Origin of the sequence: Micromonospora sp. WMMA1949 (assembly GCF_027460145.1) — a bacterium.
GTDB lineage: Bacteria > Actinomycetota > Actinomycetes > Mycobacteriales > Micromonosporaceae > Micromonospora.
In genome coordinates, this window is sequence record NZ_JAPZBG010000001.1 from 2,048,717 (window position 1) to 2,074,457 (window position 25,741).

The window sequence follows — 25,741 nt, forward strand, 5'->3', positions numbered from 1 at the left end:
CGGCGCTCAGTTAAGCGAGGTGCGGGTGTGACCAAGCAGATCCGTCAACTGGACCGGGTGGTCATCCGGTTCGCCGGTGACTCCGGCGACGGCATGCAGCTCACCGGCGACCGGTTCACCTCGGAGACGGCGCAGCTGGGCAACGACATCTCCACGTTGCCCAACTTCCCCGCCGAGATCCGCGCTCCCGCCGGGACCCTGCCCGGCGTGTCGAGCTTCCAGGTGCACTTCGCCGACTACGACATCCTGACCCCGGGCGACGCGCCGAACGTGCTGGTGGCGATGAACCCGGCCGCGCTCAAGGCCAACCTGGCCGACCTGCCGCGCGGGGCCGACATCATCGTCAACACCGACGAGTTCACCCGGCGCAACCTGGCCAAGGTGGGCTACGCGACCAGCCCGCTCGACGACAACTCGCTCGACGGGTACGCGGTGCACCCGGTGGCGCTCACCTCGATGACGATCGGGGCGCTGGCCGAGCACGACGTGTCCAAGAAGGACGCCGAGCGGGCCAAGAACATGTTCGCGCTCGGGCTGTTGAGCTGGATGTACTCCCGCCCGTACGAGTCCACGCTGCGCTTCCTGGAGCGTAAGTTCGCGGCCCGCCCCGAGCTGGTCGCGGCGAACGTGGCCGCGTTCCGGGCCGGCTGGAACTTCGGCGAGACCACCGAGGACTTCTCCGTCCGGTACGAGGTCAAGCCGGCCAAGATGCTGCCCGGCACCTACCGGAACATCACCGGCAACGCGGCGTTGTCGCTGGGCCTGGTGGCCGCCGGGGTGCGCTCCGGGCTGCCGGTGTTCCTCGGCGCGTACCCGATCACGCCGGCCTCGGACATCCTGCACGAGCTGAGCAAGCACAAGAAGTTCGGCGTGGTCACCATGCAGGCCGAGGACGAGATCGCCGCGGTCGGTGCGGCGCTCGGCGCGTCGTACGGCGGTTCGCTCGGTGTCACCACCACGAGCGGCCCGGGCGTGGCGCTCAAGAGCGAGACGATCTCCCTGGCGGTGGCGCTGGAGCTGCCGCTGGTCATCGTCGACGTGCAGCGGGCCGGGCCGTCCACCGGCATGCCCACCAAGACCGAGCAGGCCGACCTGAACATGGCCCTGTACGGCCGGCACGGCGAGGCGCCGGTCGCGGTGATCGCGCCGAAGTCGCCCTCGGACTGCTTCCACGCCGCGCTGGAGGCGGCCCGGATCGCGCTCACCTACCGCACCCCGGTGATCCTGCTGTCGGACAACTACGTCGCCAACGGCTCCGAGCCGTGGCTCCTGCCCGACGTCGAGTCGCTGCCCGACCTGCGGGTCGAGTTCGCCACGAAGCCCAACGGCGAGGACGGCACCACATTTCTTCCCTACCTGCGGGACCCGCAGACGCTGGCCCGCCCGTGGGCGGTGCCCGGCACGGCCGGTCTGGAGCACCGGATCGGCGGTCTGGAGAAGGCCGACAAGACCGGCGACATCTCGTACGACCCGGCCAACCACGACTTCATGGTGCGGACCCGGGCGGCCCGGATCGAGACGATCCCGGTGCCGGACGTCGAGGTGGAGGATCCGGACGGCGACGCCCGGGTGCTGGTGCTGGGCTGGGGCTCGACGTACGGGCCGATCGGTGCGGCCTGCCGTGGCCTGCGTCAGCGCGGGCTGTCGGTGGCCCAGGCGCACCTGCGGCATCTGGCTCCGATGCCGGCCAACCTCGGCGAGGTGCTGGGCCGCTACGACAAGGTGGTCGTGCCGGAGATGAACCTCGGCCAGCTCGCCCACGTGATCCGGGCGAAGTACCTGGTCGACGCGATCGGCTACAACCAGGTCCGCGGCCTGCCGTTCACCGCCGCCGAGCTGGAGACGATGCTGGAAGAGGTCCTGAAGAATGTCTGAGCCCGTCGCCCTCAAGCTCACCGCCAAGGACTTCAAGTCCGACCAGGAGGTGCGCTGGTGCCCCGGTTGCGGCGACTACGCCATCCTGGCGGCCGTGCAGGGCTTCATGCCGGAGCTGAACATCCCCCGGGAGAACATCGTCTTCGTCTCGGGCATCGGCTGCTCGTCGCGTTTCCCGTACTACATGAACACGTACGGCATGCACTCGATCCACGGCCGCGCCCCGGCGATCGCCACCGGCCTGTCGGTGTCCCGGCCGGACCTGTCGGTGTGGGTGGTCACCGGTGACGGCGACGCGCTCTCCATCGGCGGCAACCACCTGATCCACGCGCTGCGGCGCAACGTGAACCTCAAGATCCTGCTGTTCAACAACCGGATCTACGGCCTCACCAAGGGTCAGTACTCGCCCACCTCCGAGGTCGGCAAGATCACCAAGTCGACGCCGGTGGGCTCGGCGGACGCCCCGTTCAACCCGCTGTCGCTGGCGCTCGGCGCCGAGGCCACGTTCGTGGCCCGGACGATCGACTCGGACCGCAAGCACCTCCAGTCGGTGCTGCGGGCCGCCGCCCAGCACGAGGGTTCGGCGTTCGTGGAGATCTACCAGAACTGCAACATCTTCAACGACGGCGCGTTCGACCCGCTGAAGGAGCCGGCCACCCGGGACGACTTCCTGATCCGGCTGGAGCATGGGCAGCCGATCACGTTCGGCAAGGACGGGCAGTTCTGCGTCGTCCACCCGCCTGGTGGCTTCGGGCTGGAGGTCCGGGAGACCGCGAACACGCCGGCCGACCAGATCGTCGTGCACGACGCGGGCGTGGCCGACCCGGCGTACGCCTTCGCGCTGTCCCGCCTGCCGGGCCTGGACCTGAGCAACACCCCGATCGGGGTGTTCCGGTCGGTCGACCGCCCCTCCTACGACAGCGTGGTGCAGGAGCAGGTCGCGGCCGCCAAGGCCACCGTCGACCAGACCCCGGAGCAGCAGCTCGGCGCGCTGCTCGGCAGCGGCGACACCTGGACGATCCTCTGATCCGCCGCTGACCCGTCACGGACGAAGGGCGGGCCGTTCCCCCGTGGAACGGCCCGCCCTTCGCGGTGTGTGGCAGCCCGGTCAGGCGGCCGCCGAGGCGGGCACCCACAGCTCGTCGACGGCCCGCTCGGCCGCGGCGAGGCTCTGCTCGAACAGCGGGATCAGCTCGGCCATCGCCGAGTTGACCGGGGCCAGGGTCAGCTCGGCGCAGATGAACCGCGGCTCCAGCCCGGTCAGGGAGAGGCCGTGCGGCAGCCACGGCTCGGCGTGGTCCCAGCCCTCCCGCGGAGTGCCCGGGCCGTACCCGCCGCCGCGGCTGACCAGGACGACGAACTGGCGGTCGCCGAGCAGCCCGGCGTTCGTCACCGGGTCGTACGCGATGCCGGGGGCGATCAGGTGGTCGACCCAGGACTTCACGCTGCTGGGCGCGCCGTAGTTGTAGAGCGGCAGCCCGAGCAGGACGGTGTCGGCCTGCCTCACCTCGGCCACCACCTCCTCGGTCAGCTGCCAGGACGCCCGCTGCTCCGGGGTGTGCTGATCCGGGGGCACCATGCGCGCGAGGCCGCTTGCGGTGTTCAGGTGCGGCAGCGGGTTCTGACCCAGGTCGCGGTAGGTGACGGTGCCGTCCGGGTGGGCGGCGCGCCAGGCGGCGGCGGCGCGGGCGGTGAGCCGCCGGCTGATGGACCGCTCCCCGGTGATGCTGGAGTCGATGTGCAGTAGGTGTGCCATTGGTGGTTCCTCCTCCGACGATCGTTCGTGTAGGACCAACTATTTATAGCAGGTCGATGTTCCTCGGCCCGCGTAAACTGGGTCACATGTCCGCCGCACCGGTCGAGGAGTCCGAGCGCCGCTCCGGGCCCCTGCTCGATCACCTGGCCCGGCGGATGCGGCTGCGCTCGGAGTCGGTGCTGGCCCCGCTGGGTCTGCGCCCCCGCCACCTGGTGGCGCTCACCGTGCTGCGCGACTCCGGCGGCATCAGCCAGCAGGCGCTCGCCGGCACGCTCCAACTCGACAGCACGAACGTGGTCGGGCTGCTCAACGACCTGGAGGCGGACGGCCTGGCCGAGCGCCGCCGCTCCCCGGAGGACCGCCGCCGGCACGAGGTACGCCTCACCGAGGCGGGCACGAAGCGACTACGCGAGGCCGAGTGTGCGCTCGCCGGAGCCGAGGAGGAGGTTCTCGGCGCGCTCGCTCCCGGCGAGCGGGACCTGCTCTACGACCTGCTGCGACGGGCCACCCAGGGCCGGTCGTCGACCTGCGGTGAAGTGCTGGCCGAGGGCGGCCCGGGCGCCTGCTGACCGCAGGTGCTCAGCGGGCCCCGGTCAGATCGCGGTGGTGGCCTGCGGCCGGTCGTCCCGGACGTGAACGAGCATGTCGCCGGTCTCGATCACCGAGGCGGCCCGGTCGTTGAGCGTGACCACCTTGCCCCGGCGGACCAGCGCGATGACCAGCGCCTCCAGCTCGCGCGGCGAGCGGCCCACCTCGCTGCGCTCGGCCGAGCGCATGGCCAGCGCCATGCCCTGACCCGGGGTGAGCAGGTCCTCCACCACGTCGATCAGGGGCGGGGCCGAGGTCGACAGGCCGAGCAGCCGGCCGGCCGTGGCCGACGAGACGATCACGTGGTGCGCCCCGCTCTGCTTGAGCAGCGGCGCGTTCTCCGCCTCGCGTACCGCCGCGATGATCCGCACCTGGCCGGCGGTGAGCTGCCGGACCGTGAGCGCCACCAGCACCGAGGCGTCGTCGCTGTCGGTCGCGATGATGACCGACTTCGCGGTACGCACGTGCGCCTGCTCCAGCACTGACGAGCGGGTCGCCGAGCCCTCGATCGTCACCAGCCCGTTCGAGGTGGCCTGCCGCAGCGCCGGCCCGCTCCGCTCGACCACCACGATCTTGGACTTGTCCGTACCGTTCTCCAGCAGGGCGGAGACCGCGCTGCGGCCCTTGGTGCCGTAGCCGCAGATGATGACGTGGTCCTTCACGGTTCTCCTCCACCGCGACAGGCGACGGCCGGTGCGGTACTGCTCGGTCAGGACTTCCAGGGTGGTGCCGACCAGGATGATCAGGAACAGCACCCGGGCGGGAGTGATGAACAGGACGTTCGCCAGTCGCGCCGACGAACTGACCGGCGTGATGTCGCCGTATCCGGTGGTGGAGAGCGAGACCACCACGTAGTAGAAGCAGTCGAGCAGGGTCAGGCCGGTGTCGTCCACGTCGCGGTAGCCGTCGCGGTCGAGCCACACCACGAACACCGTGGCGAAGACCAGGCCCAGGGCGGCGAGCAGGCGCAGGCTCAGCGCGCTCAGCGGCCCCCGCCGTTGCGCGGGAAAATGGATCACCGTCGGTCCTGCTCCGCCACCTGCACGCCCACAAGATAACGGGTACGCCGGGATCCGGCCCGCCGGGTGACGATCGGTACCCGGCGGGGCCGCTGCCGGCGACGCGGACAGGGCATGATGGGGACGTCGGGACGGCGACCGCGAGGAGGCCGGCATGTCGTTGCTGCGACGCGTGATCGGCGGCGTGCTCCGGCGCATCCGCCTGCGCCAGGGCCGCACGCTGCGCGAGGTGGCCCAGGCCGCCGGCGTCTCCCTGCCCTATCTCTCCGAGGTCGAGCGCGGCCGCAAGGAGGCCTCCTCCGAGGTGCTCGCCGCGATCTGCCGCGCGCTCGGCATCCACCTCGCCGACCTGCTCGAAGAGGCCCGCGACGAGCTGCGCCGCGAGCGTCCGGCTCCGGTCGGCCCCGGGATCTCGGCGGCCCGCTTCGACCGGGTGCCGACCGCCCGCACCGGTCCGCAGCTGCGGGTCGGCGCGCCCCGGCTGTCCGTCACGCGCCGTCCGGCCGTGTCGTCCCGGCTGCCCGTGTCCCGCCGGCCTGCCGTCTCGCTCCGGCCGCACGTCGCCCGCCGGCCGGTCACCCCCACGCCGCTGCTGGGCGGCGGGCTGCGGCCCTTCGGCCTGGTGCCGACGCCGCTCGGCGCGCCCCTCGGCGCCGCCACGCCGATCGGGTTCGGTGGCGGCATCCGGATCTGGCCGGCTCCCTCCGCCCCGGCCGTCCGCCCCCGTCCGCGTACCTCCGTCACGCTGGCGCGGCGGCGAGCCCGCGCGGGCCGGCGGCGGCCGGTCGCCGCGTAGCTTCTGCCGAGGGCGAATCTGCCCGGGGCAGAAAGCCTGGGCCGCGTGGGTGCGCCCGGCGGACGCTGGAGACCGCCGGGTTCCCGGGCGGTCCCCCGCCCACCGGCGGCACGGAGGTGGGCGGCGATGAGTGGCATCTGGATGCTCGACGAGGGCCAGCCGGCGTTCGGCGACCGGGTCTTCGAGCGACTGCTGAGGGAGCGGATCATCTTCCTCGGCACCGAGGTCACCGACGCGTCGGCCAACCAGATCTGCGCGCAGATCCTGCTCCTCGCGGCCGAGGACGCGGAGCGCGACATCTTCCTCTACATCAACTCGCCCGGCGGCTCGGTCAGCGCCGGCATGGCCGTCTACGACACCATGCGGTACGTCAAGAACGACGTGGCGACGCTGGCGCTCGGGATGGCCGGGTCGATGGGGCAGTTCCTGCTCTGCGCCGGGGCGGCGGGCAAGCGGTTCGCGCTGCCGCACTCGCGGATCATGATGCACCAGCCCTCCGGCGGGATGGGCGGCACCGCGGCGGACATCACCATCCAGGCCGAGAACATGCTGCACGTGAAGCGCACCATGCAGGAGCTGATCGCGCAGCACAGCGGGCGGACGCTGGAGGAGATCCAGCGCGACTGGGACCGCGACCGCTGGTTCACCGCCGAGCAGGCCCGGGAGTACGGCCTCGTCGACCAGGTGCTCACCCGCGTCGACCAGCTCGCGGCGTGAGCGGGCGCGGCCCGGCCGGTCCCGCACCGGCCGGGCCGCCCTCGCGGTCAGGGGTAGCTGATCACCGTGCTGGTGCCGTACGAGCCGACGACCGGGGTGCCGATCTCGTTGATGGTGCGCTCGATGCCGCCGCTGCCGTCCAGGAACACGGTGATCGCGTCGTGGAACCGCACCCCGGCCCGGCGCGGCGCCTCGATCCCCCTGTCGCAGCGGATGTCCACGCCCTGGTTGAAGTACGAGTACACGCCCAGTCCCCACGCCTCGTGCGTGCGGACGTGGTCGGCCACCTTGTACGAGGCCCAGCCGTTGCCGGTCGGACTGCGCCAGGCCGCCTGGCTCGGCGGGTCGTAGGGCAGCTCGCTCTGGTAGAACACGGTCCGGCCACGCTCGCCGTTCCAGATCGTCTGCCAGCGCTGGTAGTGCTCGACGAACAGCCCGTACGCGGTCACATCGTCGCCGTTGACGATCACGCCGGTGGCAGCGGTGTTCACGGTCCAGCCGATGGTGCCGGCCCGGCCGTGGTCGCCACGCCAGGCCCAGATGTTGTCGATCAGCGTGTGCCGGCTGTGCACCACGAGGCTGGTCACCGCGCGTCCGGCGTACGGACCGCCGATGCGGAAGAAGACGTCCTGCAGCGAGATCGGGTTCGTGGCGTGCGACCGGTGGCAGTGCCGCGTGCCGACCTCGACCAGCACCGGCGACTCGACCGGCCCGGCGTCCACGAGCACCCCGGCGATGCGGACGCCGTCCACGTCCTCGATGCGCAGCGCCGCGTCCCCGCGGTCCGGCACCAGGCTCGGCATGCCGAGGCCGAGCACGACGGTGTCCGGGCGGCGTACCCGCAGGGCCCGGTCGAGGTGGTAGACGCCGGGGGTGAGCAGCAGGTGCCGGCCCCGGGCCAGCTCGGCGTTGATCCGCTTCGCCGAGTCGGTGGGACGGGCCAGGAAGAACGCGGACAGCGGCAGCGACGGCACCGGCGCGCCGCCGGTGGCCCAGGTGGTGCCGGCGGTGTTCCGGCGCAGGCGCGGTACGGCGACCCGCCAGGCACCCCGGGCGTCGACGAACAGGTACGGCTTCTCCCGGGTCACCGGGCTGGTCGGCAGCGTGGTGTAGGGCGGGTCGGGGAAGCCCTGCGCGGGCGCGCCGATCACGCCGGAGAAGACCTGGTTCCACACACCGTTGGTCCACTCGCCGCCGAGCTCGCTGTCGCGGGTGAGCCACTGCTGCTGGGAACCGTTGATGGTGATGCCGTCCACCTTGGAGTCCGCGATGTAGCCGCCGCTGGAGTAGCCGCCGTTGCCGGGTTCCAGCCACAGCACGCCCTTGACGTGCACCCGGCGCATCGGTGACGCCTGCGAGACGGCCCATTGGTTCGACCAGTCGGTCGGGGTGACAGCGAGGTTCTCCGCCGAACGCCAGAAGTTGGTGAGCGCGGAGATGCCGGCGGGCGAGTTCGGGTCGGGCTGCCCGATCACCCGGACCGCGCCGTGGATCTCCACGTCGTCCGGGTGCGCGCCGAGACCGGCGACAGTCGTGTAGTAGCCGAGCCGGGCGTCCACCTCGTAGCGGCCGGGCTTGAACAGCACGGCGTACCTGTCGAGGCCCATCTCGTTGCGTTCCTGGGCGGTGAACAGCCGGTCCAGCGTGGACTGGATCTCCTCGACCGGCGTGCTCGGGTCGTACACGAAGACGTTCGGGCCGAAGTCGGGCTCGCGGGCGGGTCGCGCGGCCGGCGATACGGCCGGGGACGCGGCGGCGGCGCCGGCCGGGAGGCCGAGGGCGGTGAGTGAGGCCGCGGAGGCGGTGAGCGTGAGGAAACGGCGGCGGGAGGGGTCGGATGATCGCATCTGCCTGCCTGTTCGGTGATGGGACGGGAGAGCGCTCTCTCGGCTGTTCCTACCGCATCACCGTCGATACCGCCAGAGCCCGCCGGTTCCGGAACCGGCGGGCTCTGCTGCGGGCTGTGCTCAGGCGCGCTCGGCGCGCTGCTTCACCAGGTCGTCGACGAGCTTCTCGACGTAGTCGGCGGTCTCCTCCCAACGGGTGACCGCGACGCAGCGGATGCCCATCGCCTTGACCGGGTAGTCGTTGCCACCGACGTCCAGCCGGTCACCCACGAAGAGCACGTTGTCGATCTTCAGATCCAGGTGTTCCAGCAGCTTCCGCATGCCGTACGCCTTGTCCACACCCTTGCGGGTGACGTCGATCGAGGTCGAACCACCACCACGGACCTCGAGGTCGGGCAGCTTCGCCGCGACCGCGTCCCGCAGCCGCCGCTTCTTGTCGCCGTCCGGGTCCCAGCCGTACTTCTCGGCCGGCGGGGCGGACTGCCCCAGCGCCGAGAAGGTGATCTGGCTGCCCCGGTCCTCGATGATGTCGCCCCAGGTCTTCGCCTCCCACAGGCCCAGCGCCTGCGCCGACTCGGTCAGCGCCGTGACGACGCGGGCCTTGTCGGCCTCGGTGAGATCCTCCGCGTAGACCTGCCGCCAGTCCCCGTCGGACCAGCGGTAGTAGCGGGTGCCGCAGGTCGGCATCAGGTGCAGCCGGTCGCGCTGCTCCTCGGTGAGGTCGAGGTGGGCGAGCACCTGCGACTGGAACTGCTCGAACCGGCCACCGGAGATGACCAGTACGTCCACCTCGGTGAGCAGGTGGCCGAGCAACTCCGCCATCCGACGATCGATCTGGGACTTGGAAATCGCCAGGGTGTCGTCGAGATCGAACGCCACCACTCGAAGATCGTTCACGAATACCTCATGTCGTCGCGGACAGGCCAGGACCTGCCAGGGTACCGACGGGTCCTGGCACCGGCCTGAGGGCCCGGCGGGTGACACGTCCCCTCGACGGAGCGTAACGCGGCAGGCCTCCGGGCGGCCCCGCTTCCCGCTCCCGGCTCCAGCACTCCGCCGTTGACGGCATCGCTGACCGTCGATACCGTTCCTCTGATAATTACCTTCATCAATCAAGGAGTGCCGGTGAAATTCTTTCGATCGCGCGGAGGGCTCGTCGCCCTCGCCGCGGCCGCCCTGGTAGTCACCCCGGCGGCGGTTGCGCCCGCCGCCGCATCCGCCGACGACCTGTCCACGCTGGCGAGCTCGTCCACCTTCCCGCTGGCCGACCCGGACACCCTGCTGGCGAAGGACGGCTCGTACGTCACCTACGGCACCACAGTCGGCGCCGGGACCGGCGCGCGCTGCGGCGCGACCGGCAGGTTGTACGTACCGGTCCTCGTCCACGGCTCCGGCAACAGCGTCGGCATGGCCGACTGCGCCTCGCACGACGCGCTGCCGTCCGGCCCCGGCGCCTGGGCGGAGCCCGGCGGCGCGATCTGGGCACCGGGCGTCGCCCGCTTCGACGGCCGGTTCTTCATGTTCTACACCGCCTCCCGCAAGGGCTCCGGGCAGAAGTGCATCGGCCGGGCCGTCTCCGACAGCGCCCGCGGCCCGTTCCAGAACCAGGGCGAGTGGGCCTGCCCGGACGCCGGCCGCTGGGCACTCGACGCCAACCCCTTCGTGGCCGGCGGGAACCTGTACGTCACCTACCGGGACGACGCCATCGCCTCCGGCGCCGAGACCGGCATCTCCACCGTCCGCACCGACGGCGAGGGCCGCGCGATCTGGGACACCCGCCGGGACATGCTCAAGAGCACCGACATCACCTGGGACACCGCCAAGACCAGCGGCGGTACGCACGTGGTCGAGAACCCGTCGATGTGGAAGGCCGCCGACGGCGACTGGTACCTCATGTACTCCGGCAACAACTGGGACAGCGCGCGTTACTCCACCGGCATCGCCCGCTGCGGGGCCAGTCCCCTGCCCGGCTCCCGCTGCACCCCCATCCGCGAGGGCGTGTCCCGGCCCTTCTTCGGCTTCACCGGAAGCGCCGGCCTCAACCCGATCCGCGACCTGCCCGGCAACCACCAGGGCCCCGGCGGGATGGACGTCTTCGCCGCCGCCGACGGCAGCGAGCGCGTGGTGTGGCACTGGTGGAACGGCTCCACCCGCTTCCCGATGACCGGCGTCCTGACCCGCCCCTCCACCGGCTTCCTCGTCTCGTAGCCGTGCCCCTCCACCTCGTAGCCGAACCAGTAAGGAGTCGCATGGAACGCGTCAGCAGACGACAGGCACTCGGCCTCGCGGGCGGCGTCGCGCTCGCCGGCACGCTCGGCCTCCCCGCACCCGCCGGTGCGGCGACCGCCTGGCGGAACCTCGGCGTCGTCACCGCCAACATCGGACGCGCGAACCTCGAAAAGCGCAAGGCCGCGATCACCGCGGTCCGCAACGCCCTCGGCATGACCGGCCCCGAGGACCGTCCGCTCGTCGGCTGGCAGGAGATCGGCGGGGGTGACGGCGACACGAAGGAGAAGGGCTGGATCAACGATCTGTTCGGCGAGCACTACCGCAATGTGCACCTCAACGACGGCGGGCACTACGTTCCGATCTCCGCGCCCAGGGTGTACGACGTGCTCGACAAGCGCGTCACACCCGTACACGACGGTCTGGCGGGTGTCTCGGTGAACCGCGTCATCTCCGAGGTCCTGCTGGCCGCGAACGACGATGCGGCGCTTCAGTTCGCGTTCCTCAACACGCACTTCGTGGCCGGCGCGTTCAACGGCCAGGAAGATCCGCACGAGGCGTGGCGCCGGAGCAAGTGGGCGCTCCACTTCGATGTCCTCCGGGAGCGGATCTCCAGTTGGCAGGACCGTGGCTACCCGGTGATCTGGACCGGCGACACCAACCGCAACCCGATGCCGAAGCTGTTCCCCGCGAAGGAGACGCGCGCCTTCGACGCCGGCATCGACCAGATCGGCTGGCTCCAGGGGTCGAACGGGGTCCAGATCCAGCTGCGCAACCGCAAGACGGTGCCCATGCACGTGGACGGCCACGACGCCCGCGTGGCGGTGCTCCAACTCCGCCGCGCCTGACCACACGCCTGCTCACCGTAAGCTTCGAGCTGGTCACTTTCGGTAGAACTCGTTCACGGAAAATTGCATTTGGCAAGAGATGGCACCGAAATTTTCTCGATGCGATGCATCTGCTTGTCAGGTACCCGACAGTGAATTACGCACTCTTGTGCTAGCTGTCCGTCGGGAGGATGCTCGAACCGTCGAACGGCACTGCGTCGCCTCGCACAGAGGGCGGCGCCCGGCTGCCACCGGACGCCGCATTCGACTCCACCGCTGCAACGGAAGGAGTCACGTTGACTGTAATCCCTCACGGGTCAGACTTCGAGACACCAGAGGACGAGGACGAAACCGTTGCCGAGCCGACCGACCGGCACCGGCTCATCCTGGCGTACATCAAGACGCTCAGTCCGATCATCGCCGCCGTCGTCGCCTGTATCGGGACGCTGGTGGCGGCGCTGGTCCGCTGACCCGCCGGCCCCGCGCTCCGGCTCCGGCCGGACGCGGGGCCGTCCCGTACCCGAAGGTCTGGCACACTGCGGCGATGCCGACGTTTGATCGACTCTTCGCCGAACATGTCGGCACCGGTCTGGCCCGCCAGATGGCGCTGGCCGACCTGCTCGGCGAGCGAGACTGGCAACTCGACGTGCCCGACGGCACCGTGACGTTCGGGACCGACCTGCGGTACCGCGTCCAACTCCTCGGCACCGAGAGCCACGACGACGGCACCTGGCTGTGGGCCTGGGCCAACGAGGCCAGCAACCTCCCCCCGTCGCTGCTCCATCTCGCCGGTTGGGTCCGCGAGTACGGGCACCGCCAAGGGGTCGCCGAACTCACCGAGCCCACGTTCCCGCTCCAGCGCGCCGACGGTCACCGTCTCGCCCTGCTGGCGTCCGGCCTGACCGGCCGCTGCTACTACCGCGGGCCGTACGACGGCGGCGCCGTCTTCTTCCACCTCGACGACGCCCCGCCACAGATCACCGCGCCGGTCCGGCCGGAACGGGTGCTGACCGTCCTGACGCAGGTCCTGCAGTCCTTCCCGGTGGAGCACCGCGTCGCCGTCGAGTCGTTCCTGCACCAGCAGGGATGGCGGTTGGATCGGGCGCCGATGTCGGTGACGGCGCAGGATCGTGGCGGCTCGGTCCTGCGTGTCGACTTCGACGCGATGGGCCGGGTCAGCAACCTGTCGGGAACGGTCAGCCCGTAGGCGGAATGTGGTGCCCCCGGCAGGATTCGAACCTGCGACACACGGTTTAAGAAGTGTGGACACGAGCGGAAATCGCTGGGCAATGACCTGGCTTGACCTACGCCGCCATGCTGGCAGCCACCTCCAGGACCTGCCCGCCGTTGACCTTCGACGCCCGTGTGATCGGGCACGCGAGGGGCACGGGCCAGTTGGGGCGCCGGGTAGGTTGCCGTTGCGAAGATCCCACGAAGCCCGCCGAGGCTTGTTGGCAGGGTTCTAGCCGCGGGGAGGATGGCATGACGACGCAGCGCACGGTGTTGGTGATTCCGGGCAGCAGTGGCTGCTGGCACGTTCCCCACCAGTTGTTCGCTGCCGATGCGGCGCAGATGCGCGGCGCGCAGATGCACTACGTGTCCTGGAGCGGCGAGGTGCCACCCGAGCCGAAGGCGCGGGGACCGTGGGCAGTGGAGCAGATCACGGCGGCGCTTCGTGGATTGCCCAAGCCGTTGATCATCACCTACTCCCTCGGCACCCTCGCCGCAAATCTTGCTGCCGACTATGAACTGCCGGCGATCTGGATCACCCCGTTGCTGCACCGTTCAGAGGTGGTTGAGGGCCTTCGCCGGGCCAGCGCGCCCTGCCTTCTCATCGGCGGCACGGCGGACAGCAGCTGGCGTCCGAAGCTCGCTCGCGAGCTGTCACGGCATGTGTTCGAAGTAGAGGATGCCGATCACGGGCTCCGCGTCCCTGGGCCAATTGCAAGGTCTGCGGCGGTGCTCGGTGAGATGGCTACGGCGATAGAGGAGTTCCTTGATCGGGTTCTCTGGCCGGCACCATCCCACGTCCGTTGACCGACAAATTATGAGATCAAGTTGCTCACCTTGGTCTACCTGCCATAGCTCCGCCTGGTCTGCGGAAATCCCTCTCGACATCTCTCAGTGCCGGTGGTCGCGGTCCGGCATCTTGAGGACTAAATGAGGACTGATGCAGTGCGGTGCCGCCATCTGATCCGTAGATCCCCAAGGAGCATGCCCAGACCGTCCAATGCCGTCCGCCTGGTCCTGGTCCTCAAGCGGCTCGGCAACTCGATCGGTCCCGTCCCGTCCGGTCCAGTCCGCCCCGGTGGCTCCCACGCGTCGCTCCCAGACTGTCAGCTCCGGAACCGTACAAAATCAGCAGTGTGGTGCCTCTGGCAACGCGCCATCGCGGCACTGAGCGGCCTGGAATACCATGCCGTGACCTCAGCCAATGGCCCGCACTGACGGCTGGAACACACCTGCTCAGCTCGGTGTCCGGTCCCGCCTCAAGACCATAAACCTTGAGCCACCGAACTTGGCAGCGGTCTGCATCATAGGCGTATGAGCTTGGACTGGGCGCCTCCCGCAGCGACGCTGCTAGTTGGCATCCTCGGCGTCGGCGGCACGTTCCTTGCTGGCGAGCGGCTGCGGCGGCATGGCCAGCTGATGGCACGTGAGCAGCGCGAGCAGGAACGCCGCGCTACCGCGTACGTTGACGCACTTGTGTGCGCAGAGAGGATGAAGGGCTATTTCGAGAACGTTGAGCCGCCCGTCGATGTCGGTTTTCCTGTTCCGGATGGTCCGAGCGCTGAGGAACAGGCAAGGACTAAGGCCCTCATCACCGCATACGGTAGCCATGAAGTTCGCGAGCTGTTTGAGTGCTGGTACAACATCGTCGTGATGGCCGGCAGAACTTCTTTTGAGATCAAGCGTCGCGCGTCTGACGACGATGGTTCCCACGAGGTTGAAGAGCTTAGAAGTCGTTTCCACCACGAGATCAAGCCAGAGAACAGCGCGAGGATTGCGCTTGCCCAGAGAATCAACTTGGAGCTCTGTGGCGAAATTTAGCGGAGGTAAGCCGCCGGCGAGCGATGCGTGAGATGCCCTCCGAGCGAGCTGAGCCACGCACACGCTGACACGCAGAGACCTTGGCGGAACCATCGGACCTGCCCCACGGTCTCTGTGTTTGGAGCGGGTGACGGAAATCGAACCCGCATTTTTCAGCTTGGGAACCGGACCGGATCGAACCCTGGCACGGCATGCCGCCCGGTCGGTACGGCCGTCAGGGGCCTGGTTAGCCCTCGGGTGACACCGCCTTGTGGCCCACGGGTGGTCCGACCAACCCTCTGTCTTGCAAAGCTCAAGAATCCTGTCGGCCAGCGTCGGTGACCGTAGCTGACCTGCTCGGCTTGTCGGCTGCCGCCGCTCGTGACCCACGTCTGTCGGCCAGCTTGACTGTACCGATGGCTGTACAGCCAAGCGCTCCCGCCCCTTGTGTCTACGCTCGCCTGGCTTCATGATCCGCTCACCGGAAACGCGGAGGAGGAGCATATGGGCACCTGGGATGACGGTCCGTTTGACAACGACAGCGCCGCCGACTGGTGCGGTGAGCTCCACGATGCCGATCCGTCTGTGCGATCGGCAATGGTTCGTTCTGCCCTGACAGCGGCAGTGCTCAACACCGAATACCTCGACTATGACGATGCTGCCTCGGCTATCGCTGCGGCAGCGATCGTGGCGTCTCAGGTGCCCGGCGGGGAACCGATAACCTCGCCGTACGCGCCGGATTTCCTGCTTGCCGGTGAACCCCTTGACCTAGACGACGATCTGCAACCGCTGGCGGTCGAGGCCCTTGACCGGGTCCTCGGCGACGACTCAGAGTGGCGAAGCCTATGGGGCGAGGGAGGAGCGAGTGAATTTCCGCAGATCAATAAGCTCCGCGCAGTGCTGCTCGGGCCGCCCGAACTGCCCGGACAGATCGCGCTGCTTTGAACTGGCCGGAAGATCGCTGAGGACCCTACCTCTGCGCGTACCGCTCCTCTGTCTCAAGCCCATCTCCGCCGTCTGTTCGGCTTCGCCCGGACTCACGGTGGCGATGGGCGGCCCCCATCTCTGTCGAAGATCCCCGCCGGAGGCATCGGTTCCGGGTTCTTGCGGCAGTCTGCAATCGGCCGGCGCGCCGGCCGATGCCGGCGCTTGCGCCGCCAGCAGGACGAGCGCGGCCGGCGCGGCCCGCTTGCGGGCCGCCTTGATTCTTACAGCTCAATTCGGCAGTGCCGTTGGTAGGCCCTGTGTCCTGCGTCGGCTGATGCGCGACAGTCGTCCGCCAAGTGATCCGCGACGTCCGCACGGATCGCGGCATGAGCGGACGTCCAGGGGGCGGCGATAGACACGTCCTGCCCATTCACCGATCATGGACCTCATGGAGGACCAGCAGGCGCCGCAGTCGGCCGAGAGTGAGGCGAAGGTCATCACGCTCTGCGGCTCAACCAAGTTTGAGGCTGAGTTCGCGGAGGTCAACCAGCAGCTCACTATGGAAGGTTCCGTCGTGATCAGCCTCGGAATGTTCAGCCTCCCCGATCTGCCGAACTACGACTGGACAGTCGACAGCTCGGACCTGAAGGGGCGGCTTGGCGGCGTGCACTTTCAAAAAATTCGAATGGCCAACGAGGTATACATCGTGGATCCGGGCGGCTACGTAGGTGAGTCAACCCGACGGGAGATTGCCTACGCGGAGTCGCTCGGCAAGCCGGTTCGGTATCTGAGTCGCGAGCGCGTGGCGCGAACGGGAGACGGCCCCCAAGAGTGAGTCCGACCGGGCCGACGATCCTCACCGTTGCCCAGGTCGACAAGCTCGCCGCCGCCTGCGACCTTCCGGACCGCGTCCTGGTCCTGCTGCTGGCCTACGGTGGCCTGCGGATCGGGAAGCCCTGGCGCTGCGTCGGCGCCATGTCGACGTTCGGGCGGGCCGGGTGACCGTCGCGCAAGCGGTCGCGCAGCTGCCCGGCGGGCCGGTCATCGATACGCCGAAGAATCACCAGCGGCGGGAACTGGCGGTGCCCGCGTTCGTGGTGGAATCGCTTCGGCAACACCTGGCGACGCTGCCGGATGGACCGGACGTGTTCGTCTTCCCCGGCCGGCAGTCGCACACCAGTCAGCGGCAGCAGAGCTATCACGGGTTCCGCCGTCGCTTCAACATGGCCCTACGGTTGGCCGGGCTGGGCGACGTGACGCCCCATGATCTGCGGGCCACTCACGCGAGCTGGGTCGCGGACTCCCATGGCGTCCTGGTCGGGGCTCGTCGGCTCGGGCACGCCAACGCCAGTGTCAGGACTCGCCACTACGCCCGTGCCGTCGATGGCCGAGACGCTGAGGTCGCTGAGCACCTGGACGTGAGCCGGTCGAAGGTCGCAGGGCGATCGGGCACGCAGCGGGCACGCAAGCCACGGAAGGCGGATCAGTGATCGGTGATCAAGGCTGCGATCTGGTGCCCCCGGCAGGATTCGAACCTGCGACACACGGTTTAGGAAACCGATGCTCTATCCCCTGAGCTACGAGGGCGCGAGGGCCCAGTCTAGCGACCTTGGGGTTCACCTGGGGTGGCAGGGAGTGGCACATGATTCACCCACCTTCCCCAGAGCGCCGTTGTCCCAGCACAGAACCACAGCTTGAGTGTCATGCACCTTCGGTTGATCTTAACGGCGGTGCGGTACGGCCGACGGGACCGAGATCGCGTCGATGCGACGAGAGCGGATGGCACGCGAGGAGAGCGAGATTCCGGCGTGCGGTTCATCTCAAGCCGACGACCGGGCGGCACGGTCACCCAGTGACTGCCAGGTCGGCAGCGCGCTTGCCAGCACCGCCAAGAGCAGGCAGAGCCCCACCACCCCGCCGACCACGGACCACGGCACCACCAGATCGACCGGTACGCCGGCCTGCTCGGCGAGGCCGGCACGGATGCTCAGCAGACCGACGAACGCGACAGCCCCTCCGAGTAGTGCGCCGATCAACACCACCAAGGCGGACTCGGCCGTGACCAGCCAGATGACCTGCCTTCGGGTCGCACCGGCCATCCGGATCAGCCGCAGGTCGGCCACCCGGCCGGCGGCGGCCATCAGCAACGTGTTCGCCACCGCGACAGCCCCGTAGCCGGCCGAGACACCGATCAGTAGCAGCGCGAAGAGCCAGACGAGGCGGTCCTCGGCGCGATCCGCCTCGGCCGCCCACTCGGGCACGTCGACGATCCGTGCTCCGGTCGGAGGATCGATCCGGTCCTGGACGTACACCGTGGAGGTGAGCGCCGAGGGGTCGTGTGCCCGCACCACGGATCGGGGCATTAGCAGGTCGCCGGGGATCGAATCGTCGGTGACGACGGCGACCACTCGTAGCAACACCGACTCCCCATCGGCGAAGACCAGCGCGTACGGCTCGGTCGGCCGCCGGTTCGCCGAGGCGGGGAGGACCACCGTGTCGTCGCCGCTCAGGTCGTCCAGTGAGCCGGCGACGACGGTGAGCGCACGGTTCGCGGCGGCGAAGCCCGCCGGGTCCACGCCGAGCGCGGTCAGTGGCCGGTTCGCCGGCGACGAGTTCGGGGCGCTCTCGTAGACCGTCGTCGGGAGGAGGGCGGTGCCCCCGGTCGCCGCTACGGCCTCGTCCGACAGGCCTGGTGCGCGGTCGGGCACGACGATCCAGCCGGCGTTGACGTTGTCGGCCCGGCCCGCCGCGTAGGCAGCCGTGGTGGTCCGCACCATTCCGGCGACAAGCACCGCGAACGCGACAGTGAGCAGCACCGGGGCGGCGATCGAAGCGGTCCGCCGGGTCGCGGTCGACGCCCCGGCCCGAACCAGCATCCCGATCGCGCCACCCGGTCGGCGCATTGGCCACCGCAACATCCGCACCAGCGGGCCGACAACCGCCGGAGCAAGCACTGTGGCACCGGCCACCAGCGCCATCACCGCGTACAGGGCGTACTGCGCCGCGACGCGGGCCTCGCCGGCGGTCGCCGTCCCGATGCTGAGCGCTACCCCCACCGCGACGAGCAGCGCGCCGGTGGCGATGCGCAGCCGCCCGATCGGCCCCTGCTCCACCGCCGCTTCGCGCAACGCCTCAAGCGGTCGAACGCGGGCCGCCCGGCGCGAGGCCGACCAGACGGCCAGCAGCGAGATCACCGGGCCGGCGATGAGCGAGAGCGCGAGCGGCCAGTGCTCGTACCCGACCCGGAAGGTCGACGGTTCGAATCCGGCGTCGACGAGCAGCCGGCCCAGCAGCGGTGCGAGCCCGCCGCCCACCAGCAGCCCGGCGATCCCGCCCGCGGCACCGACGACGAGCGCCTCGCCGTACACCATGCGGCGGACCTGACGCCCGGTGGCGCCGACGGCGCGCAGCAGGCCCAGCTCACGGTGGCGCTGCGCGACGGTGAACGCGAAGGTGGAGGCGACCACGAACACCGTGACGAAGCCGGCGAGGGCTGCCGTGGCGGTGAGCACCTGCGTGCCGATCCAGCGGGTGCGGGCGTCGTTGCGGGGCTCCAGCGCGCCACGCGCGTCGCCGGTGAGAACCGAGCCGTACGCGCCGACGATTCCGCGAGCCGCCGTGGCGACCCGCTCAAGGTCCGCGCCCGCCACGAGCACCAGCCCGATGGCCCGGACGCCGGGCGCGAGCGTGGCAGCCACCTCGTCGGCGACATGGACGCCGGGCCCGTCGACCAGGCCGGTGACGGTGTACGGCTGCGGGCCTACCGCCGTCAGCAGGGTCACCGGCACGCCGGGGCGCAGCCCGAGTGCACGGTCCACCACCACCTCGCCGGGCCTGCCGGGCGGGTCGCCGGCGGTGAGGCGCAGTCCACCGAGTCGGGCGCTGGACCAGCCGTGCCCCTGGTGGGCGTCCTCCCGCCGTCCATCGGTGCCCGCGGGGCGGCCGTCGACGAGCGGCTGCGCGTAGAAGGTCCGGTCCGGCACGGCCGCCGCGACACCGGGCAGGGCGGCCAGCCGGCCGACGAGCCCCGCCGTCGTGGTGGCGGACCAGGGCCGCGTCGGCACGAACGAGTCGGGCGATGCGCCCGCTTCGGGGCTCTGCACCACGACCGCCGCCCGCGCGAACCGATCCGGCACCTGCGGGCGCCCGGAGGCGAGGAGCAGGGTGGCCGCCGCGACCAGCGTGACCCCGATGGACACGGCCACGAACGCACTGACCGACCGCCGGATGCTCAGCACGCCGGCCCCGTCGGCGTCGCCTCGTGCTCGGACGGGCGGTCCGCACGCTCGGCGATCCGCGCGGCGACAACCGCCGCATTGATCTCGCCGTCCAGCTCGTCGACGACGCGGCCGTCTGCGAGCAGCAGGACCCGATCGGCGTACGCGGCGGCGGCGGGATCGTGGGTCACCATCACGACGGTCTGCCCGTGGTCGTCGACGAGTGCGCGCAGCAGTCGGAGCACCTGCCGGGAGGCCGCGCTGTCCAGCGCCCCGGTCGGTTCGTCGGCGAAGACCACCGCCGGGCGGGTGATCAACGCCCGGGCCACGGCGACGCGCTGCTGCTCGCCGCCGGACAGCTCACTCGGCCGGTGCCCGGCCCGGCCGGCCAGACCCACGGCGTCGAGCGCGGCGGCGACGTCCCGAGCCGGCGGGCGGCGGCCGGCCAGGCGCAGCGGCAACTCGACGTTCTGCGCCGCGGTCAGCGTGGACACCAGGTTGAACGCCTGGAACACGAATCCGATCCGATCGCGGCGCAGCCGGGTCAGCTTGTCCTCAGCCAGGTCGTCGAGGCGGGTGCCGTCGATGGTGACGGTCCCTTCGGTCGGGCGGTCCAGCCCCGCCGCGCAGTGCAGCAGGGTGGACTTGCCCGAGCCTGAGGGGCCCATCACCGCCGTGAACGTGCCGCTCGCGAAGCCGGTCGTCACGCCGTCGAGCGCCGTCACCCGCCGGGTCCCGGTGCCGTACACCGCGCGTAGCCCCGTCAGGGTCACCGTGTGTGTGGTCATGGCCGTCACCGTGCCCGATGTACGGACTGCCGCGCGTCGTGCCGACGTGGACACTTTCCGGCCCTCCGCCGGGTGGAGACCAAGGGCCGGAACCGCCGGTACGTCGTCCTCCGGGATGACCGCCCGCGGGTGGACGCGTCGGACCCGGCCGGCCGATACCGTCGTGCGGGTGACCGCTCCCCTGCTGACCCGGCGGCTGCGGCCGGTGGACCTGTACATCGTGGACGCCGTGCTCGCCGTGGCGGTCGGCGGGCTGCTCTGCCCGTATGCGGCCCTGGAATCACCGCTGCACGGTGGCGTACGCGAGCCGCTCTGGTTGTCGGTGCTCGTCGGGATGTCTCTCGGGCTGCCGTTGGCCGTCCGGCGACGGTGGCCGGTCCCCGTCGCCGTCGTGATCAGCGGCAGCACCGCGGCCGCCCTGATCACCGGCGTGATCCCCAACTTCGCCGCTGCCGCTCCGGCGGTCGCCGTCGGTCTGTCCTTCTACACGGTGGCCGCGTCGACGGCCACCCGCCGTTCGCTGCTCAGTGCCACCGGTTGTCTCGCTCTGGTGAGCGTCGCGCTGGCGCTGACCGCTGGTGATCTCTGGTCGCGGACCGGTGCCGTTGTCTACGCCGCCGTCATGATCGCGCCTGCCTGGGTGATCGGCTGGCTTGTCCGCGAGCGACGCGCCCTCGCCGCCCGGCAGGGCGAGCATGTGGTCCGGCAGGCCGTCGCCGAGGAGCGGTTGCGGGTGGCGAGGGAACTGCACGACGTGGTCGCCCACACCTTGAGCCTCATCGTGGTGAAGGCGGCAGTCGCCAACCACGTCGCCGAGACCGACCCCCGCGAGGCGGGGGCCGCACTGCGGGTGATCGAGGAGACCGGCCGCAACGCGCTCACCGATGTACGCCGGGTGCTCGGCGTACTGCGGGAGGACACCCCGTACGCCCCGGCGCCCGGGCTGGACGAGCTGCCCGTGCTCGCCCGGCAGGCGGCGATCGGTGGGGTGGACGTTCGGCTCGACGTACGGCGGGAGGAACCGGCCGGCGCGGTGCCGGAGTCGGTGGGACTGACGGTGTACCGGATCGTGCAGGAGGCGGTGACCAACGTGGTGAAACACGCGGCGCCGGCGGCCTGCCGGGCGACGGTGACCGTCACGCCTCGCGAGGTCCGGGTCGAGGTGACCGACGACGGCCGCCGGCCTGTGCTGCCCTGCGGGGAGGGGCACGGGCTGATCGGCATGCGGGGACGGGTGACGTCGCACGGAGGTGAGTTCCACGCCGGGCCATGCTCCGGCGGCGGCTACGCGGTGACGGCGCGCGTGCCCTACCGGGTGGCCGCGTGATCCGGGTGCTGATCGCCGACGACCAGGCGCTGCTGCGCGGCAGTTTCCGGCTGTTGGTCGATTCGACGCCGGGCCTCACCACTGTCGGCGAGGCGGGCACCGGCGTGGAGGCTGTGGCGCTGGCCGCCGAGCACCGGCCGGACGTGGTGCTTATGGACGTGCGGATGCCGGAGATGGACGGCATCGAGGCGACCCGGCGGATCTGCGGCGACCCCGCCACCGCCGGCACCCGGGTCGTCATCCTGACCACGTTCGACCTGGACGAGTACGTCTACGGGGCACTGCGCGCCGGAGCCAGCGGATTCCTGCTCAAGGACACCCCGCCGGCGGAACTACTGGCCGGCATCCGGGTGGTGGCCGCGGGCGAAGGACTGCTCGCGCCGACGGTGACCCGCCGGCTCATCGACGAGTTCGCCCGTCGACCTGAGCCGACCCGGCCACTCCCGCGACGGCTGGACGGGGTGACCGAGCGGGAACGGGAAGTGCTCACGCTGATCGGCCGAGGCCTGTCCAACGCGGAGTTGGCCGCGCACCTCGGTCTCAGCCTGGCCACTGTGAAGACGCACGTCGGGCGGCTGCTGACCAAGCTGGCGGTACGTGATCGGGCGCAACTGGTCATCGTCGCCTACGAAACGGGCTTGGTCGGACCGGGCGGCCTGCGCTGAGCGGGTCGTCCTCCCGGAAAGTGCATGGATGGCGGGGCCCCTCCGCGGCTAGGCTCGGCCGTCATGACGACCCTCGGCGTGGTGTTCCGGCCCCAGAATCCACCCGAACGCCTCCGCTCCGTCGCACGCGCCGCTGACGAAGCCGGCCTCGACCAGTTGTGGCTCTGGGAGGACTGCTTCCTCGAAAGCGGCATCGCCACCGCCGCCGCGGCCCTGGCCTGGACCGACCGGCTGGCGGTGGGCATCGGGCTGCTGCCGGTGCCGTTCCGCAACGTCGCGGCACTCGCCATGGAGGCCGCCACGCTGCACCGGCTCTTCCCCGACCGGGTGCTGCTCACCGTGGGCCACGGCGTCCAGGGCTGGATGGAGCAGGTCGGAGCGCGGGTGGGCTCGCCGCTGACGCTGCTGCGTGAGCACGTCGAGGCGTTGAAGGCGCTGCTGGCCGGCGAGACGGTCACGACGTCGGGTCGGTACGTCCAGCTCGACAAGGTCAAGCTGGACTACCCACCGGTGGGCACGGCCCGGATCTACGCCGGCGCGACCGGGCCGAAGACGCGTGCTCTCGCCTGCGAGGTCGCCGACGGGATCCTGCTGACCGCCGGCACGCCTCCGCAGGAGGTGGCCGCCGTCAGGTCGACGGCCAAGGCCGTCACCGTGTACGTCCATGCCGCGACCGGCCCCGACGCCGAGGCACGCATGGAACGCGAGCTGGAGTCCTGGAACGAGTCGGACAGCTGGGACGCCACAGCGGCCGGCGACGCAGCCGACATTGCCGCTGTCGTGAACCGCTACCGGGACGCCGGAGCCAACGCCGTGATCCTGCAGCCCACCGCTGACGAACCCGACCTCGAGGGCTTCATTCGATTCACCGCACAGCAGGTCGGTCCATTGGTGCGGTAGCCGGCCGATGTCGCCCCGCGCAAGGCCTGCCCGCAGCGTCAGACGGGCAGGCCTCGCGCGCGGCGGTGGTCAGCTCACCGCGCTCGGGCTGCCGTCGAGCGTGGGGTAGTCGATGTAGCCGCGGGCGTCGCCGCCGTAGAAGGTGGCCGGATCGGGTGTGTTGTAGGGCCCGCCGGCGGCGAGCCGGGCAGGCAGGTCGGGGTTGGCGAGGAACAGGCCGCCGAAGCTGATCAGGTCGGCGGTGCCGTCCTCGATCAGCGCGAGCTGCTCGGGGCCGGTGACCGTTCCGGGCGTGAACGGGTTGAGGATCAGCGGGCCGTCCCACCGGCGGCGCAGCTGACGGGTGAGGTCGCGGTCGTCGGCCTCGGCGATGTGCAGGTAGGCCAGGCCGAGCGGGTTGAGAGTGTCGGCCAGCGCGGTGTAGGTGTGCTGGTGTGCGTCCTCGGTGATGTCGTTGAACGGGTTGGCGGGAGAGATCCTCAGTCCGGTCCGGTGGGCGCCGATCGCGTCGGCGACCGCGCGGACGACTTCGACGGTCAGCCGCATTCGGCCGGTGACCGTACCGCCCCAGCTGTCGTTGCGCCGGTTGGCATTGGTGGAGAGGAACTGGTGCAGCAGGTAACCGTTGGCGCCGTGCACCTCCACACCGTCGAACCCGGCGGCAACGGCGTTGCGGGCAGCGGCGGCGAAATCGCCGATGGTCGTGAGGATCTCCGCGTCGGTCAGCTCGCGGGGGGTGACGAAGTCCTGTGGGCCCTGCGCGGTGAACACCTTTCCGGCGGCGGCAACCGGTGACGCACCGACCGGGACGAGGCCCTCGGGCAGCAGGCTGGGGTGACCGATCCGGCCGGTGTGCATGAGCTGGGCGAAGATGACCCCGCCCTGGGCGTGGACGGCGTCGGTGACCTGACGCCACGCCGCGACCTGTTCGGCACTGTGCAGGCCCGGCGTACTGGGGTAGCCCTGGCCGATCACCGAGGGCTGGATGCCCTCGGTGATGATCAGAGCGGCGGAGGCGCGCTGGGCGTAGTAGGTGGCGGTGTCGGCGGTCGGCGCGGCACCCGGGCCGTAGGCGCGGCTGCGGGTCATCGGCGCCATCGCGATCCGGTTGCTCAGCTTGGTGCCGGCAAGGCTGAAAGGTTCGAATGCGGTCGTCATCGTGATCTGTCCTCCGTGCAGGGGGTGGGTTGTGGCAGATGTCCCGCGAAGGGCGGGTGGCTCAGGGAATGAGGACGGTCTTGCCTGCCAGCCGACCGGCCTCGGACTCGTCGTGCACGGCGGCCAACTCGCGCAGGGCCCTCCGCTGGCCGACGTCGATGCGCAGGTCACCGGCGTCGACGCGGGCCACCAGCAGCGCGAGCTGGGCGGCGTCGCTGCGAACGAACACCCGTACCGCGCGGATGCCGCGTCCGGGCTGCTCCGGGCCCGGAGCGGTGGTGCTCACGAAGGCGCCGCCGTCGGCGACCAGATCCACGAGCTCGACGCCCTGTTCGGGAGTGATGGGCGCCAGGTTCAGCACCACGTCGAACCGTTCGCCCGCCACGACGTCGTTGAGCGCGGTGGCGGTGTGGTCGACGATCCGGTCGGCACCGTAGGAGAGCAGCCGGTCGCGACTGCGCGCACTGGCGGTTGCGGTCACCTCGGCACCCGCCTGCTTGGCCAACTGGACGGCGTATCCACCGACCGCGCCACCCGCACCGTTGACGACGATGCGCTGCCCGCTGGTCAGGCCGGCGTGCTCGAACAGCGACTGCCACGCCGTCAGGCCGGCGGAGGGCAGGGCCGCGGCGTCGGCGAGTTCGCCGGTACGCGGCGCGGCGGCAAGGGCATCGGCGGGGACGACCGCGTACTCGGCGGCCGCCCCCGGCGCGGCCATCGGCAGAAACGCCAGGACCGCGTCACCGACGTTCCAGTTGCCGACGCCCTCGCCTACCTCGGTGATTGTTCCGGCGATGTCGAAGTTCGGCGTGTGGGGGAAGGTCAGCGGGAAGACGTCCCGCAGGTAGCCGGCGCGGATCGCCACGTCCACCGGGGTTGAACGAGGTGCCGGCCACCTGGACGACCACCTCCCCGGCTCCCGCCACCGGCCGTTCGGTGTCCTCATAGGTGAGCACGTCGCTGCCGCCGTGGGAGTGGTAGCGCACTGACTTCATGGTGTCCTCCTCGAATAACCGCTTCGAAGTCGAAGCATGTCTCGACCCTAGGTCGCTTCGAGTTCGAAGCAAAGACGCGCGAG

General features: G+C 70.5%; 26 protein-coding genes and 1 tRNA gene. 18 read left to right on the plus strand and 9 right to left on the minus strand.

The window, feature by feature from the left end:
• Positions 1–27: 27 nt before the first annotated feature.
• Both O7607_RS09450 and O7607_RS09455 read left to right on the plus strand, forming a co-directional pair.
• Positions 28–1,875: a 2-oxoacid:acceptor oxidoreductase subunit alpha gene (locus O7607_RS09450; RefSeq protein WP_269702474.1), complete on the plus strand. Its 1,848-nt coding sequence runs from the start codon at positions 28–30 to the stop codon at positions 1,873–1,875.
• Positions 1,868–2,902 carry a 2-oxoacid:ferredoxin oxidoreductase subunit beta gene (locus tag O7607_RS09455; RefSeq protein WP_269702476.1) on the plus strand — a complete coding sequence of 345 codons (1,035 nt, stop codon included), beginning with the start codon at positions 1,868–1,870 and terminating at the stop codon, positions 2,900–2,902. The genes O7607_RS09450 and O7607_RS09455 overlap by 8 nt, the downstream gene beginning before the upstream one ends.
• A gap of 81 nt (positions 2,903–2,983) precedes the next feature.
• Here O7607_RS09455 and O7607_RS09460 read toward each other — a convergent pair whose 3' ends face one another.
• Complete coding sequence (locus O7607_RS09460) at positions 2,984–3,631, minus strand: FMN-dependent NADH-azoreductase (protein WP_269702478.1); 648 nt, start codon at positions 3,629–3,631, stop codon at positions 2,984–2,986.
• 86 nt (positions 3,632–3,717) lie between these two features.
• Between O7607_RS09460 and O7607_RS09465 the strand changes: the two genes are divergently transcribed.
• A complete protein-coding gene (locus tag O7607_RS09465) occupies positions 3,718–4,200 on the plus strand; it encodes a MarR family winged helix-turn-helix transcriptional regulator (protein WP_269702480.1) in 483 nt (160 codons plus the stop codon).
• 24 nt (positions 4,201–4,224) lie between these two features.
• Here O7607_RS09465 and O7607_RS09470 read toward each other — a convergent pair whose 3' ends face one another.
• Positions 4,225–5,238 carry a potassium channel family protein gene (locus tag O7607_RS09470; RefSeq protein WP_269702482.1) on the minus strand — a complete coding sequence of 338 codons (1,014 nt, stop codon included), beginning with the start codon at positions 5,236–5,238 and terminating at the stop codon, positions 4,225–4,227.
• A gap of 154 nt (positions 5,239–5,392) precedes the next feature.
• On the opposite strand from O7607_RS09470, the gene O7607_RS09475 reads away from it, so the two are divergent.
• Both O7607_RS09475 and O7607_RS09480 read left to right on the plus strand, forming a co-directional pair.
• Complete coding sequence (locus O7607_RS09475) at positions 5,393–6,034, plus strand: helix-turn-helix domain-containing protein (protein ID WP_269702484.1); 642 nt, start codon at positions 5,393–5,395, stop codon at positions 6,032–6,034.
• 126 nt (positions 6,035–6,160) lie between these two features.
• Positions 6,161–6,751, plus strand: a complete 591-nt coding sequence (locus O7607_RS09480; protein ID WP_269702486.1) for an ATP-dependent Clp protease proteolytic subunit — start codon at positions 6,161–6,163, stop codon at positions 6,749–6,751.
• A 47-nt stretch (positions 6,752–6,798) separates the two neighbouring features.
• Here the strand turns inward: O7607_RS09480 and O7607_RS09485 are convergent, their stop codons facing one another.
• Positions 6,799–8,598 carry an adenylyl cyclase gene (locus tag O7607_RS09485; protein WP_269702488.1) on the minus strand — a complete coding sequence of 600 codons (1,800 nt, stop codon included), beginning with the start codon at positions 8,596–8,598 and terminating at the stop codon, positions 6,799–6,801.
• A gap of 120 nt (positions 8,599–8,718) precedes the next feature.
• Positions 8,719–9,495 carry an HAD-IIB family hydrolase gene (locus tag O7607_RS09490; protein WP_145754543.1) on the minus strand — a complete coding sequence of 259 codons (777 nt, stop codon included), beginning with the start codon at positions 9,493–9,495 and terminating at the stop codon, positions 8,719–8,721.
• A gap of 228 nt (positions 9,496–9,723) precedes the next feature.
• Here O7607_RS09490 and O7607_RS09495 point away from each other — a divergent pair, with 228 nt between their 5' ends.
• From O7607_RS09495 to O7607_RS09540, 10 genes are all read left to right on the plus strand, one after another.
• On the plus strand, positions 9,724–10,806 hold the full coding sequence (locus O7607_RS09495) for a family 43 glycosylhydrolase (protein WP_269702491.1): 1,083 nt from the start codon (positions 9,724–9,726) through the stop codon (positions 10,804–10,806).
• Between the two features lie 41 nt (positions 10,807–10,847).
• A complete protein-coding gene (locus O7607_RS09500; protein WP_269702493.1) occupies positions 10,848–11,672 on the plus strand; it encodes a hypothetical protein in 825 nt (274 codons plus the stop codon).
• A gap of 275 nt (positions 11,673–11,947) precedes the next feature.
• Positions 11,948–12,121: a hypothetical protein gene (locus O7607_RS09505; protein WP_013283846.1), complete on the plus strand. Its 174-nt coding sequence runs from the start codon at positions 11,948–11,950 to the stop codon at positions 12,119–12,121.
• Between the two features lie 74 nt (positions 12,122–12,195).
• Positions 12,196–12,858 (plus strand): DUF6882 domain-containing protein, encoded by a 663-nt coding sequence (locus tag O7607_RS09510; RefSeq protein ID WP_269702494.1) that lies wholly within the window; start codon positions 12,196–12,198, stop codon positions 12,856–12,858.
• Positions 12,859–13,133: 275 nt separating this feature from the next.
• Complete coding sequence (locus tag O7607_RS09515; RefSeq protein ID WP_269702497.1) at positions 13,134–13,688, plus strand: alpha/beta hydrolase; 555 nt, start codon at positions 13,134–13,136, stop codon at positions 13,686–13,688.
• 507 nt (positions 13,689–14,195) lie between these two features.
• Complete coding sequence (locus O7607_RS09520) at positions 14,196–14,702, plus strand: hypothetical protein (RefSeq protein WP_269702498.1); 507 nt, start codon at positions 14,196–14,198, stop codon at positions 14,700–14,702.
• A gap of 483 nt (positions 14,703–15,185) precedes the next feature.
• Positions 15,186–15,626, plus strand: a complete 441-nt coding sequence (locus O7607_RS09525) for a DUF4259 domain-containing protein (protein WP_269702500.1) — start codon at positions 15,186–15,188, stop codon at positions 15,624–15,626.
• Between the two features lie 430 nt (positions 15,627–16,056).
• The gene (locus tag O7607_RS09530; RefSeq protein WP_269702501.1) at positions 16,057–16,443 is read left to right on the plus strand and encodes a hypothetical protein; all 387 of its coding nucleotides are present in this window, start codon (positions 16,057–16,059) and stop codon (positions 16,441–16,443) included.
• Positions 16,440–16,610, plus strand: coding sequence for a hypothetical protein (locus tag O7607_RS09535; RefSeq protein ID WP_269702502.1), 171 nt, complete (start codon positions 16,440–16,442; stop codon positions 16,608–16,610). The genes O7607_RS09530 and O7607_RS09535 overlap by 4 nt, the downstream gene beginning before the upstream one ends.
• The gene (locus tag O7607_RS09540; protein WP_269702504.1) at positions 16,607–17,098 is read left to right on the plus strand and encodes a tyrosine-type recombinase/integrase; all 492 of its coding nucleotides are present in this window, start codon (positions 16,607–16,609) and stop codon (positions 17,096–17,098) included. The genes O7607_RS09535 and O7607_RS09540 overlap by 4 nt, the downstream gene beginning before the upstream one ends.
• A gap of 21 nt (positions 17,099–17,119) precedes the next feature.
• On the opposite strand, the gene O7607_RS09545 is transcribed toward O7607_RS09540, so the two are convergent.
• The 3 genes from O7607_RS09545 to O7607_RS09555 all read right to left on the minus strand — a co-directional run bounded on the left by O7607_RS09545 (position 17,120) and on the right by O7607_RS09555 (position 20,613).
• Positions 17,120–17,195: transfer RNA gene (locus tag O7607_RS09545), tRNA-Arg, on the minus strand.
• 233 nt (positions 17,196–17,428) lie between these two features.
• The gene (locus tag O7607_RS09550) at positions 17,429–19,846 is read right to left on the minus strand and encodes an FtsX-like permease family protein (protein WP_269702505.1); all 2,418 of its coding nucleotides are present in this window, start codon (positions 19,844–19,846) and stop codon (positions 17,429–17,431) included.
• Positions 19,840–20,613, minus strand: a complete 774-nt coding sequence (locus O7607_RS09555) for an ABC transporter ATP-binding protein (protein WP_269702506.1) — start codon at positions 20,611–20,613, stop codon at positions 19,840–19,842. Before O7607_RS09555 ends, O7607_RS09550 begins: the two co-directional genes overlap by 7 nt.
• A gap of 169 nt (positions 20,614–20,782) precedes the next feature.
• Here O7607_RS09555 and O7607_RS09560 point away from each other — a divergent pair, with 169 nt between their 5' ends.
• The 3 genes from O7607_RS09560 (at position 20,783) to O7607_RS09570 (ending at position 23,505) form a co-directional block, all read left to right on the plus strand.
• A complete protein-coding gene (locus tag O7607_RS09560; RefSeq protein ID WP_269702507.1) occupies positions 20,783–21,940 on the plus strand; it encodes a sensor histidine kinase in 1,158 nt (385 codons plus the stop codon).
• Entirely contained in the window at positions 21,937–22,605 is a 669-nt protein-coding gene (locus tag O7607_RS09565) for a response regulator (RefSeq protein ID WP_269702509.1), read from the plus strand. The genes O7607_RS09560 and O7607_RS09565 overlap by 4 nt, the downstream gene beginning before the upstream one ends.
• A 63-nt stretch (positions 22,606–22,668) precedes the next feature.
• Positions 22,669–23,505 carry an LLM class flavin-dependent oxidoreductase gene (locus O7607_RS09570; protein WP_269702511.1) on the plus strand — a complete coding sequence of 279 codons (837 nt, stop codon included), beginning with the start codon at positions 22,669–22,671 and terminating at the stop codon, positions 23,503–23,505.
• A gap of 69 nt (positions 23,506–23,574) precedes the next feature.
• On the opposite strand, the gene O7607_RS09575 is transcribed toward O7607_RS09570, so the two are convergent.
• Positions 23,575–24,663: an alkene reductase gene (locus O7607_RS09575; RefSeq protein WP_269702513.1), complete on the minus strand. Its 1,089-nt coding sequence runs from the start codon at positions 24,661–24,663 to the stop codon at positions 23,575–23,577.
• 61 nt (positions 24,664–24,724) lie between these two features.
• Entirely contained in the window at positions 24,725–25,528 is an 804-nt protein-coding gene (locus O7607_RS09580; RefSeq protein ID WP_269702514.1) for an NADP-dependent oxidoreductase, read from the minus strand.
• Positions 25,529–25,741: the final 213 nt, after the last annotated feature.